18 protein-coding genes are annotated in these 17411 nt (G+C 70.5%); 12 read left to right on the forward strand and 6 right to left on the reverse strand.

Annotation, left to right across the window (positions count from 1 at the left end; all coding sequences use genetic code 11):
* Nucleotides 1-5: 5 nt before the first annotated feature.
* The 9 genes from ACIHCM_RS28875 to ACIHCM_RS28915 all read left to right on the forward strand — a co-directional run bounded on the left by ACIHCM_RS28875 (nt 6) and on the right by ACIHCM_RS28915 (nt 9637).
* A complete protein-coding gene (locus ACIHCM_RS28875; RefSeq protein ID WP_399901904.1) occupies nt 6-893 on the forward strand; it encodes a DUF5936 domain-containing protein in 888 nt (295 codons plus the stop codon).
* A gap of 5 nt (nt 894-898) precedes the next feature.
* Nucleotides 899-2497: a sensor histidine kinase gene (locus tag ACIHCM_RS28880; protein WP_399901907.1), complete on the forward strand. Its 1599-nt coding sequence runs from the start codon at nt 899-901 to the stop codon at nt 2495-2497.
* Nucleotides 2484-3329 carry a response regulator gene (locus ACIHCM_RS28885; protein WP_399901910.1) on the forward strand — a complete coding sequence of 282 codons (846 nt, stop codon included), beginning with the start codon at nt 2484-2486 and terminating at the stop codon, nt 3327-3329. Before ACIHCM_RS28880 ends, ACIHCM_RS28885 begins: the two co-directional genes overlap by 14 nt.
* A 123-nt stretch (nt 3330-3452) precedes the next feature.
* On the forward strand, nt 3453-3650 hold the full coding sequence (locus ACIHCM_RS28890) for a Flp family type IVb pilin (protein ID WP_399901913.1): 198 nt from the start codon (nt 3453-3455) through the stop codon (nt 3648-3650).
* Nucleotides 3647-4246, forward strand: a complete 600-nt coding sequence (locus tag ACIHCM_RS28895; RefSeq protein ID WP_399902124.1) for a pilus assembly protein TadG-related protein — start codon at nt 3647-3649, stop codon at nt 4244-4246. The genes ACIHCM_RS28890 and ACIHCM_RS28895 overlap by 4 nt, the downstream gene beginning before the upstream one ends.
* Before the next feature lie 34 nt (nt 4247-4280).
* Complete coding sequence (locus ACIHCM_RS28900; protein WP_399901916.1) at nt 4281-4862, forward strand: hypothetical protein; 582 nt, start codon at nt 4281-4283, stop codon at nt 4860-4862.
* 8 nt (nt 4863-4870) lie between these two features.
* The gene (locus tag ACIHCM_RS28905) at nt 4871-5497 is read left to right on the forward strand and encodes an OmpA family protein (RefSeq protein WP_399901919.1); all 627 of its coding nucleotides are present in this window, start codon (nt 4871-4873) and stop codon (nt 5495-5497) included.
* A gap of 167 nt (nt 5498-5664) precedes the next feature.
* Nucleotides 5665-6234 carry a DUF4240 domain-containing protein gene (locus tag ACIHCM_RS28910; protein WP_399901922.1) on the forward strand — a complete coding sequence of 190 codons (570 nt, stop codon included), beginning with the start codon at nt 5665-5667 and terminating at the stop codon, nt 6232-6234.
* 205 nt (nt 6235-6439) lie between these two features.
* Entirely contained in the window at nt 6440-9637 is a 3198-nt protein-coding gene (locus ACIHCM_RS28915) for a Tn3 family transposase (RefSeq protein ID WP_399901925.1), read from the forward strand.
* Here the strand turns inward: ACIHCM_RS28915 and ACIHCM_RS28920 are convergent.
* Entirely contained in the window at nt 9597-10004 is a 408-nt protein-coding gene (locus ACIHCM_RS28920; protein ID WP_399901928.1) for a (2Fe-2S) ferredoxin domain-containing protein, read from the reverse strand. The genes ACIHCM_RS28915 and ACIHCM_RS28920 overlap by 41 nt on opposite strands.
* Nucleotides 10001-11992, reverse strand: coding sequence for a heavy metal translocating P-type ATPase (locus ACIHCM_RS28925; RefSeq protein WP_399901931.1), 1992 nt, complete (start codon nt 11990-11992; stop codon nt 10001-10003). The genes ACIHCM_RS28920 and ACIHCM_RS28925 overlap by 4 nt, the downstream gene beginning before the upstream one ends.
* Before the next feature lie 95 nt (nt 11993-12087).
* On the opposite strand from ACIHCM_RS28925, the gene ACIHCM_RS28930 reads away from it, so the two are divergent.
* Both ACIHCM_RS28930 and ACIHCM_RS28935 read left to right on the forward strand, forming a co-directional pair.
* A complete protein-coding gene (locus ACIHCM_RS28930; RefSeq protein ID WP_399901934.1) occupies nt 12088-12477 on the forward strand; it encodes an ArsR/SmtB family transcription factor in 390 nt (129 codons plus the stop codon).
* A 162-nt stretch (nt 12478-12639) separates the two neighbouring features.
* Complete coding sequence (locus tag ACIHCM_RS28935) at nt 12640-13725, forward strand: recombinase family protein (protein WP_399901937.1); 1086 nt, start codon at nt 12640-12642, stop codon at nt 13723-13725.
* Here the strand turns inward: ACIHCM_RS28935 and ACIHCM_RS28940 are convergent.
* The 3 genes from ACIHCM_RS28940 to ACIHCM_RS28950 all read right to left on the reverse strand — a co-directional run bounded on the left by ACIHCM_RS28940 (nt 13709) and on the right by ACIHCM_RS28950 (nt 15824).
* Nucleotides 13709-14089 carry a hypothetical protein gene (locus tag ACIHCM_RS28940; RefSeq protein WP_399901940.1) on the reverse strand — a complete coding sequence of 127 codons (381 nt, stop codon included), beginning with the start codon at nt 14087-14089 and terminating at the stop codon, nt 13709-13711. The two genes, ACIHCM_RS28935 and ACIHCM_RS28940, sit on opposite strands and share 17 nt — an antisense overlap.
* Nucleotides 14090-14151: 62 nt before the next feature.
* The gene (locus ACIHCM_RS28945; protein ID WP_399901943.1) at nt 14152-14541 is read right to left on the reverse strand and encodes a DUF192 domain-containing protein; all 390 of its coding nucleotides are present in this window, start codon (nt 14539-14541) and stop codon (nt 14152-14154) included.
* Between the two features lie 89 nt (nt 14542-14630).
* Nucleotides 14631-15824 carry a DUF418 domain-containing protein gene (locus ACIHCM_RS28950; RefSeq protein WP_399901946.1) on the reverse strand — a complete coding sequence of 398 codons (1194 nt, stop codon included), beginning with the start codon at nt 15822-15824 and terminating at the stop codon, nt 14631-14633.
* A gap of 166 nt (nt 15825-15990) precedes the next feature.
* Between ACIHCM_RS28950 and ACIHCM_RS28955 the strand changes: the two genes are divergently transcribed.
* On the forward strand, nt 15991-16863 hold the full coding sequence (locus ACIHCM_RS28955) for an LLM class flavin-dependent oxidoreductase (RefSeq protein ID WP_399901949.1): 873 nt from the start codon (nt 15991-15993) through the stop codon (nt 16861-16863).
* A 3-nt stretch (nt 16864-16866) separates the two neighbouring features.
* Here ACIHCM_RS28955 and ACIHCM_RS28960 read toward each other — a convergent pair whose 3' ends face one another.
* Nucleotides 16867-17397: a DinB family protein gene (locus tag ACIHCM_RS28960; protein WP_399901952.1), complete on the reverse strand. Its 531-nt coding sequence runs from the start codon at nt 17395-17397 to the stop codon at nt 16867-16869.
* Nucleotides 17398-17411: the final 14 nt, after the last annotated feature.

Raw genomic sequence — 17411 nt, forward strand, 5'->3', positions numbered from 1 at the left:
CCGGCATGGCACTTCTGCTGGCACTCGTCATGGGCCTCAGCGTCTGGGGCGTCTTCGCCGGGATCCGGATGTACCGGGCGGAGGCGAAACTCCCCGGCGACCTCGTCCTGGCCCTGGAGGTCGGCTCCACCCGCACGGGCGCGGTGGACTCGCTGGTCGACCGGATGGGCATGCGGTACGCGCCCGCCGTACTGCGTCTGATGGGCCCCAAACAGGTTGCCCGGTACCGCCGCAGGATCGACCTGGCGGGCAACCCCGGTGGCCTCACGATCGACCGCTACGCGGCGCGCCGCGCGGTCTACGGCTTCCTCGGCGGCGTCGGCGGCCTGGTGTTCCTGCTCCAGGGCAACGTACTGATGACCCTGCTGCTGTTCGCCTTCGGCGCGTTCTGGACGGAGGTCGGCATCTGGTCGGCGATCCGGATCCGCAAGGACGTCATCGACCGCACCCTGCCCGACTTCCTCGACGTCCTCGCCGTCGTGGTCAGCGCCGGCCTCGGCTTCCGCCAGGCCCTCGACCGGGTCGCCTCACGGTACGAGGGTCCCTGGGCCGACGAGATCCGCATCACCCTGCGCCAGATGGACCTCGGCATGAGCCGCCGCCAGGCCTTCGCGGAACTGCGCCGGCGCAACGACTCCGAGCAGGTCGCCATGTTCGTGACGGCGCTGCAGCAGGGCGAGGAGCTGGGGGCGCCGATCGTGGACACGCTGGTGTCCCTGGCCAAGGACATGCGGCGTACGGACGCGCAGAACGCACGGCGCAAGGCGGCGCGGGCGGTGCCCAAGGCCACCATGATGATCACGACGTTCATGGTCCCGGCGACGATGCTGCTGCTGGGCGCCGGGCTGCTCCTGGGCTCCGGCACCGACTTCGGCACGCTGACGGGCGAGTGAGGACCATGACACTCACACCGACGGAGGGCGCGGGCCTGCGGGGGCGTCGCCGCCCGAGGCGACCGGCGATCACGGCGTCCACGCCGGGGACCGGGCTGCCCGCGCCTGCCTGCCCGAGGGCGCCGGGCGGTCCAGTGCCCCCGGGGCCGGCGTGGAGGGAGCGGATGGGACCCTCGGACGAGGCGGCGGAGGGAGCGGCGGAGCGAGCTGCGGGGCCGGCTGGGGCGCCTGGGACGGCGGACGAGGAAGCGCCGAAGCCGGTGGAGCGGCCCGGGACGAACGAACCGCCGGATGCGACGAGCCGCCGGCAGGGCGGGCCGGACGCCGACGGTGCCCCACAGAGGTCGTCCGCACCCGCATTGTCGATCCAGGTCAACGCCCTCCAGGCCCTGTGCCGTCAAGTCTTCGGCTTCCGCCTGGCCATGATCGCCCTGGCCGCCCCCGCCGCGCTTCTCAACGCCTCCCCCGGCCTGGGCGTACGTCTCGTCGGGGCGGCCGTGATCATCACCTTCATGGCCTCCTACGTCCTGTTCAGGGACTGGGAACGCTTCGCGCCCCTCCTCCTTCGCCACCCCACCCTCCTGGCCCTCGACACCCTCGTCGGGTCCCTGCCCCTCATCTCCGCGGGCCCCGACAGCACCCTCGCCTACGTCAGCGTCTGCACGCCCCTCCTGGCCGGACTCGTCTACAGCTGGCGCGGCGCCGCGGTCTTCGCCTCCCTCCAGTCCCTGATCCTGCTCCTGGTGCACGCCACCCTCGCGAGGAATCCCGACGCCGGGCCCGCCGAGACACTGCTGCTCCCCGGCCTCTGCGTCATCACCGGCGCGGCCGGCTCCACCCTCCGCAACCTCATGCTCCGCTTCGGCGAAGCCACCCACGCGCTGACCACGGTTCAGGCCCGGCTGGCCGTCACGGAAGCGGTGGCGGCGGAACGCGCCCGCCTGGCCCGCGAACTGCACGACACGGTGGCAAAGACCCTGCACGGCGTGGCCCTCGCGGCGGACGGCCTGGCGAACTCGGCCGGCGAACTGGACCCGTCCCTGGTCAAGGACCGGGCCGAGCTGGTGGCCCGCTCGGCCCGGCGGGCCGCGGCGGAATCCCGCGAACTCCTCGCGGACCTGCGCCGGGAAGCGGACCCGGCCCAGGGCACGGACATACTCGCCGAACTCGCGGCCCGGGTAGCCGACTTCACGGCGCGCACCGGCGTCCCCGCCACCTGCCACCCCGTGGCCGGCACCCCCGTGCCCCCGGTGCCCCCGGCGGTGGCCCGCCAGCTCCTGACCATCGCCACGGAGGCCATGGAGAACGCCCACCGCCACGCCGCCCCCACCCGCGTCGAGGTGACGGCAGGCGTCGACGGCGACCAGCTCCTCCTCAGCGTCCACGACGACGGGCGGGGCATGCCACCGGAGACCGACCTCGAACAACTGTGCAAGGCGGGCCACTTCGGCGTGGTGGGCATGGTCGAACGCGCTGCCTCGGTGGGCGCCCGCATCCGCATCGGCCGAGGCGACCACCCGGGCGGCACGGAAGTACGCCTGGAACTCCCGCTGGCGGCACTCGATCCCACCCCTGAGAGGCGGCCGAACGATGCCGGACGCTAGACACCCCGCAGCCGACGTCCCCCCACCGCCGGACCCGGCCGCCACGTCCTTGCGCGTGGTCGTGGCCGACGACAACCCCGTCGTCCGTGCGGGCCTCACGGCCCTGCTCTCCGGCCGCGAGGACATCACGGTGGTGGCGCAGGCACGGGACGGCCGCGAGGCCTACGAGGCGGCCCGAGCCCACCAGCCGGACGTGGTCCTCCTGGACGTCCGCATGCCGGGCGTGGACGGCATCTCGGCGCTCCCTCACCTCGTGCGGCTGGCCCCGGTCGTCATGCTCACCTACAGCCGGGAGCCGGACGTGGTCGAGGAGGCCTTGCGGCGGGGCGCGAGCGGCTATCTCGTCCACGGCGAGTTCACCGCGGACGAACTGGTGGCGGCGGTACGGGACATCAGGAGCGGCAGGCCGCACTTCACATCGACGGCGGCAGAGGCGCTCCTGACCCAGCTCCGCCAGAGCGCGCCCCCACCCGGCCGCCCGCCACTCCCGGACGACCTGGGCGCGAAAAGTGCGACTGCAAACTCCGCATTCCGAACGCCCATCGGCGGCTTCTCCGCACGGCGCATCCCACCACGGGCTACTTCTCCGGAAAACCTTTCGCAAGTGCAACCAGGTGTGGCACAGTCGTCGTCATACCGGTCACAGTCCCAACTCAGCACGCGGGAGGCGGAGATCATGGACCTCATCGCATCCGGCATGACCAACCAGCAAATCGCCGCCACCTGCTTCATCAGCGAGAAGACGGTCAAGAACCACATCAACCGCATCTTCGCCAAGCTCCACAGCACCAGCCGCTCGGAGGCCACCGCGAAGTGGCTGGGACTGGGGTGACCGCGATGCATCGTCCGCCGGCTCATGATTGGGCCCACGATTGGGCCCTGGGACCCTCTGCCGACCCGCCTGTCCCCGCATACGGTCGCGACCCAGAAGCCGCCACACCGGGAGGGCAACGCCATGAACAACCGGATGAACACCACCACGTCACAGCTCCGCACCCGCCCCACTCGCGACGACAAGGGCCAGACGGCGGTGGAGTACCTGGGGATCATCGCGGTTGTCGTGGCGATTGTGCTGGCTATTACGGGGACGGATATCGGCCAGTCCATTTACAACGCGATCACCGACAAGATCACCGAGGTGACCGGAGGCTGACCCGGCTTCGGAGGTCTCGCGACGCGGGGCAGGCTTTCCCCATCTACATCACGGTGGTGGCGGGCCTGCTCTTTCTCGCGTTCGCGTACCTTGCGGTCGGCCAGGCCGCTGCCACGCGTAGCGAGGCCCAGACGGCGGCAGACGCCGCCGCGCTCGCGGCGGCCCAGAACTTGCGGGAGCAGCTCGCGGGCGAGTGGCTCGAGAACGTGCTGGACCCCACATCCTGGCAGGGCATCTTCGAGGGTGACCTGGAACTGTTCGAGGACCCCTGTGAACGCGCCGGCCAGCTCGCGGCACAGAACGACGCTCACGTCGACGATTGCCAGGAGGACGGCCCCCTGGGCTACCGGGTCGCAGTGACGACCGACGAACCTGTCGGGGACACCATCGTGCCTGGTACGGAGAACCGACATGCGAGGGCGTTCGCTTCTGCCGTCGTGGAGCGGCGCTGCAACTTCGAACTCCCCGGTGAAGAGGCAGGGGACGACATCCTGCCCAGCCTCGACTGCGAGGGCGAGCAGTGGGACCCGGATCCGGAAGCCCCCGACACCCTTCCGGACCCCGAGGACCTCTTCGACGTCCATCTGGCCGACTGACAAGCGAACGACGAGTGATGAAGGAAGCAGAAGCATGAGCATTCGGTTCACCACGAAGGCCCGCAGGGGGATGGCCGCATTGACCGTTGCGGTCGGCCTGGCCCTCGGCGTGGCCGGCTGCGGCGGCGGTGGGAGTGACGATGAGAAGCCGAACGCCTCGGCTTCCGCGTCCAAGGACAACGGATCACGGCCGAGTGCTCAGGAAGGTCAGTCGGGCGCCCCGCTGGCCGAGCTGAAGGGCCCCGACAGTCTGCTCCTTCAGATCACTTCAGCTGTGCGGGACTCCGGGGGATTCGTCACCGTGAGCGGCACCTTGAAGAACGACGGCGCTGGGACGGTGAACGTGCCCGCCCAGCTGAGTGGAAACGAGACGGAGATCATCCGGAACGGAAGGTCGCTTGGAGGGGCCACCCTTGTGGACTCGCAGGGGAAGAAGCGCTACTACGTCCTGCGGGATACGGACGGCCGCCCCCTGACGACGACGAACTTTCCCGCCCTCAAGTCCGGAGAGTCGGTCCCTGTCTTCATGCAGTTCCCGGCGCCCCCGGACGGCACGTCTGAGGTCGCCTTCCAACTCCCGATGTTCGCCGCCGCCTCCATCGAGATCTCCGGTTGAGGCCACCCATGACCCGATCTCGCCTCCCCCTGGCCCTCACCACAACCTCACTCCTCCTCGCCACCACCCTCTGCACCACCACGACAGCCCACGCCGACGACGACCCCAGCGTCCCCCCAGGCACCGAGGCCACCGCCTCCGCCCCCGTCGAGGTCGACGCCAACGACCCCGATCTGAAGATCCCGGAAGGCGCCACCCTCGCCGAACCGAAAGTTCTCGACATCAAGCAGGTCGTGGAGGACCAGAGCGGTGAGGAACGCCGTGAGGACACCAACGCCGACGTGAAGTTCGCCCTCCAGGCGGAAGTCCTCTTCGGCAAGGACAGCGCCCGGCTCAGCGCCGAGTCGAAGGCCCGTATCGCCGCGATCGCGAGCGAGATCAAGACGCAGAACGCGACCAAGGTCCGCGTCTTCGGCTTCACGGACAACCTCGGCTCCTCCGCCCACGGCGACACCCTCTCCCGCCGCCGCGCCAACGCCGTCCACGACATCCTCGACTCGGAACTGAACGACCCGGACATCACCTTCGAGGTGCGCGGCTACGGCGAGCAGTACCCCATCGCGGACAACTCGTCGGAATCGGGCCGCAAGAAGAACCGCCGCGTCGAGGTCTCCTTCCCCCGCACCGGCAACTGACGCCCCGCCGGGCGGCCCACCCGGCGGCGGCCCATCACTCGAACGGGCCGGACTGAATGACCCCCGTGAAACTCACGCCACGGGGCAAGTGATTTCGATGGGACTCGGCTGGCGGACTCCACTCCGGAAGGAGCCTTTGTCAGACCTCACTGGCAAAGTGCCCAGCCATGGACACCTCTGAGTTCTGGACGATCATCGAGGCCGCCCGCTCGGCCGTCGGGGCAGACAAGCGTTTCGACGAAGCCCTGGTTGATGAACTGGCCACCCGCACCCAGGATGACATCCTCCGTTACCAGGAACGCTTCGACGAGGTGCATGACGCCATGTACCGATGGAACGTGTGGGCCGCCGCCTACCTAGTCGGCGGCGGCTGCTCGGACGACAGCTTCACGGACTTCCGCGCCGGCCTGATCGCGCTGGGTCGCGATTGGTACGAGAAAGCAGCGGCATGCCCAGACAGTCTTGCTGAGCACCCGGCAGTGATCGCCGCCGTGGAAGTGCAGCGTGACGATGCTCTCTTCTACGAGGAGGTCAACTACGCCGCCAGCGAGGCGTTCGAGCGCGTCACCGGCGGTGGAAAGGACTTCTACGAGGCATGGGACGAGTACAGAGCCTCACGGGACAGTACCGAACGGGACGCCGATGGCATGGGCGAAGACTTCGACTTCGATGACCCCCATGAGATGCGGCGTCGACTCCCGCGGCTCGCCGCCCTCTGTCTGCGTGACACCCCATGACAGACTTCGCCAAGCATCGACTCCGCAGTGCGATGTCCACCGTCGCGCAGCATGACCCCGGGCTTGGGAACATCGGTACAGCAGTTGGCGCTGAGATTGATCTAGGACGACAGGTGCTGATCCGCTAGCACAGGTGATCTGTCCCGTGGGGGGGCCTCGGCCAAAGCGCCACGGTCTGTCGTGGTGAGGTGGTTGTCTCCGCCGCATGCCGGTGGAATTTCTAACGGATGAGCAGGCTGAGGCGTACGGGAAGTTCGTCGAGGAGCCGACGCGCCCGGAGCTGGAGCGCTTCTTCTTCCTGGACGACGTGGACCGTGATCTGATCGCGCTGCGGCGTACGCGGTACCACCAACTGGGCTTCGCCCTTCAGATGTGCACGGTGCGCTACATCGGCAGGTTCCTGCCGGACGATCCGCTGGGTGTGCCGTGGCCGGTGGTGGAGCACCTGGCCGAGCAGCTCGGCATTGAGGACGTCTCGGTCGTGAAGCGGTACACCGAGCGGCCGAAGACCGCGTACGAGCACGCGTGGGAGATCCGGGACGCGTACGAGTACCACGAGTACGACGACCCGGAGTGGGGGCGGAAGTTCCGGACGTTCCTGCACGGGCGGGCATGGACCGCGCAGTCGGAGGGGCCGAAGGCTCTGTTCGACCACGCCGTGGGCTGGTTGCGCAAGCACCGGGTGCTGCTGCCCGGTGTTTCCGTGCTCGCGCGGGAGGTGTCCGAGGTCCGCAAGACCGCGGACAAGCGCCTGCACCCGACGGTCGCCAGGGCGGCCTGGCGGGCGGACCGGTCGCTGCCCGCGGATCTGGTGGCGCTGCCGGAGACACCGGAGGGCAGGCGGTACTCGTACCTGGAGACCTTTCGCCGGCCGCCGACGAAGACCACCGGTACGGCGATGAAGCGGGCGCTGGAGCGGGTGGACGAGATCGCCGTGTACCGGCTGGGGCGGGTGAAGCTGGACAAGCTCCCGCCGAACCGGCTGGCCGCGCTGGCCCGGTACGGCCTGGGGTCGAAGGCGACGAGCCTGGAGCGGGCGAGCGAGCCGAAGCGCACCGCGATGCTGACCGCGGTGATGCGGCACCTGGAGGCCAAGGCGATCGACGACGCGCTGGAGCTGTTCATGGTGCTGATGTCGACCAAGCTGATCAGCACCGCGAAGCGGCTCACGAACAAGGACCGGCTCTCCACGCTGCCGCAGCTGGAGAAGGCGTCCCGCATCACCGCCCGCATCTCGAAGGTGTTCATGGAGGAGCTGGAACACATCGAGGAGAGCGGCAAGGCGGTGGACGCGGCCGCGATGTGGAAGGCCCTGAAGGAGGTCGCACCCAGGGCCCAGCTGTGGAGCGCGGCCACCACGGTGGCGAGCCTGGTCCCGGAGGACGACGACTCGGCGGAGATCGCGATCCGCGAGGCGCTGGCCAACCGCTACAACACGGTGCGCCCGTTCCTGTCGCTGCTAGGCGACACCAAGATGCTCGGCGCGGCCCCGGCCGGGGAGCGGGTCCTGGCCGCGGTCAAGGGCCTGCCCGCGCTCAGCCGGCGCCAGGTGACGAAGAAGCCGCTGCTGAAGCGGGAGGTCGACGACAGGGTGGTGCCGCCGTACTGGCGCAAGGCGGTGTACGCGAACAAGGACCTGCCGCAGGGCGCGGTCGACCGCGACGCGTATGTGGTGTGCGTGCTGGAGCAGCTGTACCGGGCGCTGGTCAGCCGGAACATCTTCGCTTCCCCCTCGCACCGTTTCTCCAACCCGCGTGCCCGGCTGCTGGACGGCAAGCCGTGGCTGGCGGTGCGCGAGGACGTGCTGGCGGGCCTGAGCCTGGAGGCGCCGGTCGAGGAGCATCTGGCGGAGTTGGTGCGGGTGCTGGACGCGGCGTGGAAGCAGATGGCCGAACGCCTCGAAGAGGCCGGCGCGGATGCGAAGGTCAGCATCGAGATACCCGAGGGCGGCGGCCGCGCGAAGCTGAACGTCGACAAGCTCGGGGCGCTGGGGGTGCCCAAGTCGCCGGCCTGGCTGCGGCGCCGGGTGGAGAAGATGCTCCCGAAGATCGACCTGCCGGACCTGTTGTTTGAGGTGCACTCCTGGACCGGGTTCCTGGACGCCTTCGTGCACCTGGGCGACGGCAAGACCCGCATGAAGGACCTCACCACCTCGGTCGTCGCGCTGCTCGTCTCGGAGGCGTGCAACATCGGCATGACCCCGGTGACCAACCCCGGCCACGAGGCGCTGACCCGCTCCCGGCTGGTCCACGTCGACCAGTACTACCTGCGTGCCGACACCATCGCCGCGGCCAACGCCGCCCTGATCGAGGCCCAGGCGAAGGTGCCGATCGTGGCGCACTGGGGCAACGGGCTGCTCGCCTCCGTCGACGGACTGCGCTTCGTCGTCCCGGTGAAGTCCATCAGCACCGCCCCGAATCCGAAGTACTTCGGCTTCAAGCGCGGCATCACCTGGCTGAACGCAGTAAACGACCAGGTCTTCGGGATCGGGCAGATGGTGGTCCCGGGCACGCCCCGCGACTCCCTGCACATCCTGGACGCCCTGCTGAACCTGGACGGCGGGGTGAAGCCGGAGATGGTCGCCACCGACAACGCCTCGTACAGCGACATGGTGTTCGGCCTGTTCAAGATCCTGGGCTACAACTTCTCCCCGCGGTTCAAGGACCTGGACGACCAGCGGTTCTGGCGGGCGGAGATGGATGGGATCGAGACCGGCGGCTACGGGCCGCTGGCCGATCTTGCCCGCAACAACAAGGTGAACCTGAAGAAGGTGACCGCAGAGTGGGAGGAGATGCTGAAGGTGGCCGGCTCGCTGGTCACCAACCAGGTGCGGGCCTACGACCTGCTGCGGATGTTCGGCAATCATGGACGGCCCACGCCGCTGGGGCAGGCGTTCGCCGAGTACGGGAGGATCGCCAAGACCCTGCACCTGCTCCAGGTCGTCAACCCGGTCGATGACACCTACCGGCGGCAGATGGGCAAGCAGCTGTCCGTCCAGGAGTCCCGCCACACCCTCGCCCGGGACATCTGCCACGGCAAGCGCGGCACCATCCACCAGGCATACCGGGACGCCATGGAGGACCAGCTCGGGTCACTGGGACTGGTCTTGAACGCCGTCGTGCCCTGGACGACGAAGTACATCGACGCCGCGGTCGCCCAGCTGCGTGCCGAGGGCCACGAAATCAGCGACGAGGACGTCGCCCGCCTCTCCCCGCTGAAGTTCAAGAACCTCAACGTCCTGGGCCGCTACAACTTCATCCCCTCCACCCCGCCCCAGGGCCTGCGCCCGCTGCGCGATCCCGACGCCCCCGATCTCGACGACGACGAAGACGGCGACGTGTCAACAGCCCCCCGGGGCCCGGTCAGCTGTCGAGTTCGTGGCGGACGCGTCGGGAGGGGCTGAACGTGTAGAGGTCGAGGATGTCGGGTGCCTCGGCGAGGCCGGGGCCGCCGTTCTTGACCCAGGCAGTGATGTCGGCAGCGGCGCCGGGGTCGTTGACCTGGCCGAGCCAGACTGGGCGTCCGCCGGCCTTGCGGCCTTCGGCGGAGGGCTGGATGACGATGACGTTGGCGCGCTCGCATGCGTCCAGGCAGTCGGTTCGCCGGACCATCGCGACCCCGGCCAGCTGGGTGCGCAGGTCGGTGAGCTGAGCTTCGTGGTCCAGGTGCGGCACCTTGGCCGGGGTGCCGCAGCAGCAGCCTCGGCAAACGGTGACGGTGGGCCGGGCCGCCCCCGGTGCGGGGGCGGTCTTCCTGGTGCGGCGGCTCACCGCATGTCCTGTGCGGCGCGGTTCCAGGCGGCGTCGCGCAGCAGGCGCAGGCCGTTGAGGCCGACGATGACGGTTGAGCCCTCGTGGCCGAGCACACCGAGCGGCAGCGGCAGGTGACCGGCCAAGTCCCAGACGACCAGGCCGGAGATGAACACTGCGGCGATGACCAGGTTCTGCACCACCAGGCGGCGGGCCGCCCGCGACAGGCTCACGACCGTGGGGACGGTGGCGAGTTCGTCGCGGACGATGACGGCATCGGCGGTCTCCAGGGCAAGGTCGGATCCGGCGCGGCCCATGGCGATACCGCTGTGGGCGGCGGCCAGTGCGGGGGCGTCGTTGACTCCGTCGCCGATGACCAGGACCTTGCGCCCCCGGGCCTCCAGCCGCCGTACGGCTTCGACCTTGTCCTCGGGCAGGAGACCAGCGTGGACCTCGTCGCCGGTGATGCCGACCTCGGCGGCCAGGCGGGCGGCGGCGCGCGGGTTGTCCCCCGTCACCAGCATCGGAGAGCTGCCGGTCAGCGCGCTCAGCGCGGCGACAGTCGCGGCGGCGTCGGGCCGCAGCCGGTCGGCGATGCCCAGCACCCCGACCGGGGAGCTGTCGCGCAGGACCAGGACGGCCGTGCGGCCGCTGTCCTCCAACTCGGCCGCGACCTCGGCGGCGCAGGCCGCCTCGGTGTCGTCCGTGCCGTCGAGGAGGCGAGCGGGTGCGCCGACCGCGACCGTGTGGCCGCCGACGGTGGCGGTGACACCGACGCCGGGAGTGGAGGTGAAGTCCCGCATGTCGGCGATGGCCAGGCCGCGCGTGCGGGCGGCGTCGACGACGGCGCGGGCCAGGGGGTGTTCGCTGGGGTGCTCGGCGGCCGCTGCGAGCGCGAGCAGGGCGTCCTCGTCCAGGCCGGAGCCGTTCAGGGGGCGGATGTCGGTGACGCGGGGGGTGCCCTCGGTGAGGGTGCCGGTCTTGTCCAGGGCGACCGCGTCGACCTGCCCGAGACGCTCCATCACCACGGCGGACTTCACCAGGACGCCGTGGCGTCCGGCGTTCGCGATGGCCGACAGCAGTGGCGGCATCGTCGCCAGGACCACCGCGCACGGCGAGGCCACGATCATGAAGGTCATCGCCCGCAGCAGCGAGCCGGTCAGGTCCGCGCCGAACGCGAGGGGGACCAGGAAGACCGCCAGGGTCGCGAAGACCATGCCCAGGCTGTAGCGCTGCTCGACCTTCTCGATGAACAGCTGGGTGGGCGCCTTGGTCTCCGAAGCCTCCTCGACCATCGCCACGATCCGGGCGATCACCGAATCCGAGGCGTCCCGCTCGACCTTCACCCGCAGCGCACCCGTGCCGTTGAGGGTGCCGGCGAAGACCTCGTCCCCGGTCTCCTTCGCGACCGGCAGCGGCTCGCCGGTGATGGTGGCCTGGTCCACCTCACTGGCCCCGGTCAGGACGCGGCCGTCCGCGCCGACCCGCTCGCCGGGGCGGACCAGGATGGTGTCCCCGACCACCAGGTCCTCGGTGGCCACCGTCGCCTCGCTCCCGTCGTCGGCCAGCCGGGTGGCCGTGGTGGGTGCGAGGTCGAGCAGACCGCGCACAGCGTCCTGCGTACGGGCGGTGGCCAGGGCCTCCAGCGCGCCGGAGGTGGCGAAGATGACGATCAGCAGCGCGCCGTCCATCACCTGCCCGATAGAGGCCGCGCCGATCGCAGCGACGATCATCAGCAGGTCCACGTCCAGGGTCTTCTCCCGCAGCGCCGTCAGCCCCGCCCAGGCCGGTTCCCACCCGCCGGTGACGTAGGCGGCGGCATAGAGAGGGCCCCACGACCAGGCGGGAGCGCCGCTCAGCTGGAGCGGCAGCGCGATCAGGAACAGCACCAGCGCCGCGGCGGCCCAGCGAGCCTCGGCCAAGGCGAACACCCGGGTACGCCGCTTCGGTGCCGTACGCGAAGCGGCCGGAGCCGCCCGTTCGGGCCGCTGGAGCAGGTCAGAAGGCATGACAAAACAACCCTTCAGGGCAGAAGCAAGGCGACACATCCACGGTACAGGAACATCTGAACAGGTCTTCAGGTGTGCCCGGTAGGATGGGCGGCATGGGTCACGGAGTCGACGACAAGAACCACGCCACCCCCCGCGAGCGCCTGGACGCGGCAGGGGCCACCGACGTCGCCGCGACCCTCCAGGCCCTGGCCACCCCTTCGCGGCTGTATATCCTGGCCCGCCTCCAGGAAGGCCCGTGCGCAGTCGGCGACCTCGCCGAGGCCGTGGGCATGGAAGCCTCCGCCTGCTCCCACCAGCTCCGCCTGCTGCGCAACCTCGGGCTCGTCACCGGAGAACGCCGGGGCCGCTCCATCGTCTACGCCCTCTACGACAACCACGTCGCCGAGCTCCTGGAGCAGGCTCTCTTCCACGTCGAGCACCTGCGGCTCGGCCTGCGCGACACCCCCGCCGCCGAAGCGGCCCCGGCCGCGGTCCGGCGGTAGCCGGTCGCATTCCGCGACTCTCACAAACGGTCCTTTGCCCGAGCAAGATCAAATATGGCGGTCCGGTGATCACGAAGCGCCGGTTCGGTTCGCAGAACTCGTTCTCACTCAAAGGTGGGTTCGGGGTACTTCTGAGAATCGTTTGTGACAGCATCCGGTGCCATGACGGTCCCTCAAGACGCCTCCCCGAGCCACGCGGACGACGTCGAGCGCCATCCCTGCCCGCGCTGCCGGGCCGAACCCGGCTCGCCGTGCCGCTCACGCTCCGGCGCGGTCGCCGGCACCTACCACACCGGCCGTTTCACCAAGGTGCCCCGGCTCGCCAAACTCCTGCGCGTGCCCACCCCCGCCGACCGCGCCCCCGGCCAGCCGTGGCGCCCGGGTACTCCCGTACCGCTCGCCCTCGCGCCGGACACCCCGAGCGCCGACATCCGCATCGGGTACGCCCGGTGCTCGACGCTCACCCAGGAACTCCAGTCCCAGCTCGACGCCCTCGCCAAGCACGGCATCCCGCGCGACAAGGTGTTCTCCGAGAAGATCAGCACCCGCGTACGGGTGAGGCCCCAGTTCGAGGCCGCGCTCGCGCTCGCCCGCCAGATCAAGGCCCACGCCCCGCACTGCCGCGTCATCTTCACCGTCTACGAGATGAAGCGCCTGGGCCGCGACGCCGCCGAACTCACCGCGCTCGCCGACCACCTCACCGCCCACGGCCTGGTGCTGGAGATGCTCGCCGGGCCGCTGCCCGGGATGTACGACCCGAGCGGGCCCGGACGCCTGCTGTTCGCGTTCTTCGCGGCGATGGCGGAGACCGAGCGGGAGAACATCCGGGAGTCGACCCTCGAAGGACTCGACGCGGCGGCCCGCAAGGGCAAGCACGGCGGTCGGCCGCCCGTCATCACCGAGGACATGCTGCACACCGTGCTGCGGCGCCGGGCGAACGGCGAGTCGGTCGAGCAGGTCCAGCCCGACCTGATCATCCCCACCGGCAAGCGCAAGGGCCAGGCCCCCAGCGTCGCGAGCATCTACCGCGCACTCGCCGAGCACGAGAAGAAGGAGGCGTACCCCGACGCCATCGAGGCGGCGCACGCCGACTTCGCTGACCTCCAGGACATCGACGACATCCCTCGCCCCCGCCGAGTCCGCATCCGGCGCCCGGACGATCCGCTCACACCAGAGGAAGCCGGTCTCCGCCAGCGACTCCAGACCCAGCCCCACCCGAACTCGGAGACCGTCACCCAGGAAGCATGATCGTTCTCAGCGCCAACCGCTGTACCGATGTTCCCCAAGCCCGGACCCGTACCAACTCCAGCCCGACAGCGAGCGGCACCTTCGCTCCGTCGTAGAAGCCGGCCACGCCAGTTGGGAAGAGCCCGTTCAGCCCGAAGTCGTCCAGCGGCCGCTCCATGCCGAAGTGTGCGAGAGACGGGACCTGCGGCTCACGCACGGCCAGGTGATCGATGCCGGTGTCCAAGGCGAACGCCTCGATCGCTTGAAGGTAGGCATCCTCGACCTGACCGTGGTCGCTGACCGTCTCCTCGGCCCCGGTGTAGCGGTCGTGTTCATCACGGTCGGCAGGGTCGTACTTGGTGACGCGATGTACGTAGGGCAGCACACCCCATCTTCTCGTACGGCGTGGACGCGGCCCGAGGAATTGCCATGTTCACCCCGCCCCAGTCACCCCGGTCGCCCGGCCACGTCCCGGACCTCCACCCGTACCCCCGCGCGAAGCCCCCAGCCCGCCATCACCCCGGCCCCGGCCTCCAGCACATGCCGCGCCCGCCACCGGGGCATGCCTAGCCGCCCCGGCCTCATCGTCCGAACCGCGATGACGGTCAGCCCGCGGTCGAGATAGGCGACGTCGATGGGCATGCGCATCCGGAAGGTGTGGACGCTGTTGGCGGGGGACAGCAGCATCGCGCCCTCCACCGCGTCCCGCCCGAGCAGCCCCCGCGTACGGGCCCGGTACGACGTCGCGATCTCCAGCGGCACCCTCGTGCCCCCCGTCACACCCCCGTGCACGACCAACTCCCCCGGCCCGTCCCGCCAACGCCGCCCCGCGCCCATGCCCAGGCTCCTCCACGGTCCGCCCGCACCAGCTGTGCCAACCGACCGTACCCGCCACGAACAGCCCAGGCACCGGCGCCGGAACCACCTCACCGCCGCAACGCCCGCCGTTGCACCGACTCCAACGGCCCGTGCGGGAAACGCCGTAGCCACAGCGTCGAGGCCGCGACGAGCAGCGCGCACACGACCGCCCACATGGCCATCACCCACCACGGCCCGTCCTCCGCCGCGAACCGCTCGGCCAGGCCGAGGCCGAAGCCGTAGCAGAGCAGCATGCACAGCACGTTCTGGAGGACGTACGACGACAGGGCGGTGCGGCCGACCGCGGACAAACCGCTGGTGACCGCGGCGGGCAGGCGTCCGCGATCGAGAACGACGCCGATCAGACCCAGGTACCCGAGCGCGACCACCGGGGCCGCCACATAGCGGCCGAGGAAGAAGAAGTCCTCGCCGCCCAGTGCCGCGGCCGCGTTGAACGGGAGGCCCACGCCCAGTCCCCACACCGCCATCCTGGCCCGCAGCCTGCGGCCCCGTTCGGTGGGGCCGAAGGCTCCGGCGCGGTAGAGGCGGACGCCGAGCAGGAAGAGGAAGACCAGCAGGCCGAAGGTGACGACGGGCTCCATGCGCAGAGCGATCGCGTTCTCCAGGCGGAAAGCGATCTGGTCCGGCCAGCTGCCGTGCGCGTAGAGGTCCACCGCTTCGGCCCAGACCCCGCCCGACGGGGAGTCGTCCGCCGGCAGGGCCAGAGTGATCAGCGACATCAGCGTCACGTGCAGGCTCAGCGAGACCCACATCAGCACGCGCCGCAGCCGCTCCGAGCACACCAGCAACCGCGCGACGAGCAGCGCGGTGACGGCGTACCCCATCAGGACGTCGAAGCCGAAGACCAGGACGAAGTGGAGCGTGCCCTCGGCGAAGAGGAACAGGGCGCGGGGGCGGTAGCCACGCGGCCACGGGGTGCCGTGCCGGCGGGCGGAGTCGTACTGAACGGCCAGGCCCACGCCGAAGAGGATCGTCAGCAGCGCCAGGAACTTGCCGTCCGCGAGAAAGCGGAACAGCGCCTCCACCGGTTCGTCCAGTGGGCCGGCCATCGGCGCACCCCGCAGGAACGCCCACTCCGAACCGGGTGTGGCGAAGATCCACACGTTCGTCATCAGAGTGCCGAGGATCGCGACCCCGCGCAGCACGTCAAGCAGGGGCAGCCGGCCGCCGTCGGCGGGGGAGGGGCGGGAGGCAGGGGCGTCCGCGGGCGCGCGCGTGCTGTTCGGCGGGATACCAGGCATACCTCCAGCCTCCCGGCCCGACCCGCCCCGAACGTCCTGCGGCCGAACGAAACCGGCGTACATCCTTCGATGCAGCGAAGCCGCCGCAGAACCCCTGGCGGCGCGGCAACACGCCCACAGCACCAAGCGGTTGTCCGCGTCCCCCACCCCCAGGTAGGAAGTCCGCATGACAGGACTCGGCGCTGTGTTCCGTCCCCAGCTTCCCCCCGAGCGGCTGCGCGCCCTCGCCCGACTGGCCGACGACACCGGCCTCGACGAACTCTGGCTGTGGGAGGACTGCTTCCGCGAAGGCGGTGTCTCCACCGCCGCGGCCGCCCTCGCCTGGACCGAGCGGGTCCGGATCGGCGTGGGGCTGCTCCCCGTGCCGCTGCGCAACGTCGCCATCACCGCGATGGAGGCCGCCTCGCTGCACCGTATGTTCCCCGGCCGCCCGGTCCTCGCCGTCGGGCACGGTGTGCAGGACTGGATGGGCCAGGTCGGCGCACGTGCCGGTTCCCCGCTGACGCTGCTCCGAGAGCACCTCGACGCGCTGCGCGCGCTGTTGCGCGGGGAGCGGCTCACCACCGGGGGCCGGTACGTCAAGCTCGACGACGTCGCCCTCGACTGGCCGCCGCCGGACCCGGTCGAGATCCTCGCCGGTGCCACCGGCCCGCGTACCCTCCAGCTGTCCGGCGCGGCGGCGGACGGCACGGTCCTCACCGCGAACACACCCCCGGACGGCGTACGCCGGGCCCGTCAGCTCGTCGAGGAGGGGCGGGCCGCGGCCGGCCGAACCGACCCGCACCGCATCGTCGTCTACCTCCTCACCGCCACCGGCCCCGACGCCTCCGTCCGCCTGCGCGCGGAACTCGCCGCCGAGGGCGTCGCCGACGTCCCCGACCTCGGCGTCGCCGGGGACGCGGCGGCCGTCGCCGAGGCAGTCGAGCAACTCACCGAGGCGGGCGCCGACACGGTGATCCTCCAGCCCACAGCCGACGAACCCGACCCCGAGGCCTTCGTCCGCTTCACCGCCGAGGAGGTCAGGCCGCTGGTGGCGTAGCGGCTAGGCAGCGGGGCGGTGGTCGCCCGTCGTCCCGTCGATGAGTTCCCGCACGACGTCCATGTGCCCTGCGTGTCTGGCCGTCTCCTCGATCATGTGGACGATCACCCAGCGCAGGGACACGCTCCTCTCCCGCCATGCCGGGCTGCCTGTGTCGTCGAGCGACAGCTCGCCGATGGTGCGGTCGGCGGCGGCGCGGGCGCGGCCGTAGAAGTCGATGATCTGCTGGGTCGTCTCGCCCTGGTCGGCCCGCATGTCCTCGTTCTCGTACGGGTCGAACCACAGCGGCTCGACCTCACGGCCGAACGTCTCCACCAGCCAGCCGTACTCCACCGAACCAAGATGCTTCACCAGGCCGAGCAGGCTGGTGCCCGACGGTGTCATGGGCCGTCGCAACTGCTCGTCGTCAAGGCCCTCCAGCTTCCACAGCACCGCGTCCCGGTGCCGGTCCAGGCTCGCGTGCAGCGTCGCCTTCTCGCCGCCCCGGTACGGCATGCCTGCCCCGCCCTCGTTCGCCACACCCTCGTTCACCATGCCGGAAAATTAGC

It is taken from the genome of Streptomyces sp. NPDC052023 (assembly GCF_044548465.1).
Classification (GTDB): domain Bacteria; phylum Actinomycetota; class Actinomycetes; order Streptomycetales; family Streptomycetaceae; genus Streptomyces.

What these genes read in the sequence shown, in the direction of transcription:
- ACIHCM_RS28875 (WP_399901904.1), top strand. Translation starts at nt 6, where the DNA reads ATGGCACTTCTGCTGGCACTCGTCATGGGCCTCAGCGTCTGGGGCGTC.
- ACIHCM_RS28880 (WP_399901907.1), top strand. Translation starts at nt 899, where the DNA reads ATGACACTCACACCGACGGAGGGCGCGGGCCTGCGGGGGCGTCGCCGC.
- ACIHCM_RS28885 (WP_399901910.1), top strand. Translation starts at nt 2,484, where the DNA reads ATGCCGGACGCTAGACACCCCGCAGCCGACGTCCCCCCACCGCCGGAC.
- ACIHCM_RS28890 (WP_399901913.1), top strand. Translation starts at nt 3,453, where the DNA reads ATGAACAACCGGATGAACACCACCACGTCACAGCTCCGCACCCGCCCC.
- ACIHCM_RS28900 (WP_399901916.1), top strand. Translation starts at nt 4,281, where the DNA reads ATGAGCATTCGGTTCACCACGAAGGCCCGCAGGGGGATGGCCGCATTG.
- ACIHCM_RS28905 (WP_399901919.1), top strand. Translation starts at nt 4,871, where the DNA reads ATGACCCGATCTCGCCTCCCCCTGGCCCTCACCACAACCTCACTCCTC.
- ACIHCM_RS28910 (WP_399901922.1), top strand. Translation starts at nt 5,665, where the DNA reads ATGGACACCTCTGAGTTCTGGACGATCATCGAGGCCGCCCGCTCGGCC.
- ACIHCM_RS28915 (WP_399901925.1), top strand. Translation starts at nt 6,440, where the DNA reads ATGCCGGTGGAATTTCTAACGGATGAGCAGGCTGAGGCGTACGGGAAG.
- ACIHCM_RS28925 (WP_399901931.1), bottom strand. Translation starts at nt 11,992, where the DNA reads ATGCCTTCTGACCTGCTCCAGCGGCCCGAACGGGCGGCTCCGGCCGCT.
- ACIHCM_RS28930 (WP_399901934.1), top strand. Translation starts at nt 12,088, where the DNA reads ATGGGTCACGGAGTCGACGACAAGAACCACGCCACCCCCCGCGAGCGC.
- ACIHCM_RS28935 (WP_399901937.1), top strand. Translation starts at nt 12,640, where the DNA reads ATGACGGTCCCTCAAGACGCCTCCCCGAGCCACGCGGACGACGTCGAG.
- ACIHCM_RS28945 (WP_399901943.1), bottom strand. Translation starts at nt 14,541, where the DNA reads ATGGGCGCGGGGCGGCGTTGGCGGGACGGGCCGGGGGAGTTGGTCGTG.
- ACIHCM_RS28950 (WP_399901946.1), bottom strand. Translation starts at nt 15,824, where the DNA reads ATGCCTGGTATCCCGCCGAACAGCACGCGCGCGCCCGCGGACGCCCCT.
- ACIHCM_RS28955 (WP_399901949.1), top strand. Translation starts at nt 15,991, where the DNA reads ATGACAGGACTCGGCGCTGTGTTCCGTCCCCAGCTTCCCCCCGAGCGG.
- ACIHCM_RS28960 (WP_399901952.1), bottom strand. Translation starts at nt 17,397, where the DNA reads ATGGTGAACGAGGGTGTGGCGAACGAGGGCGGGGCAGGCATGCCGTAC.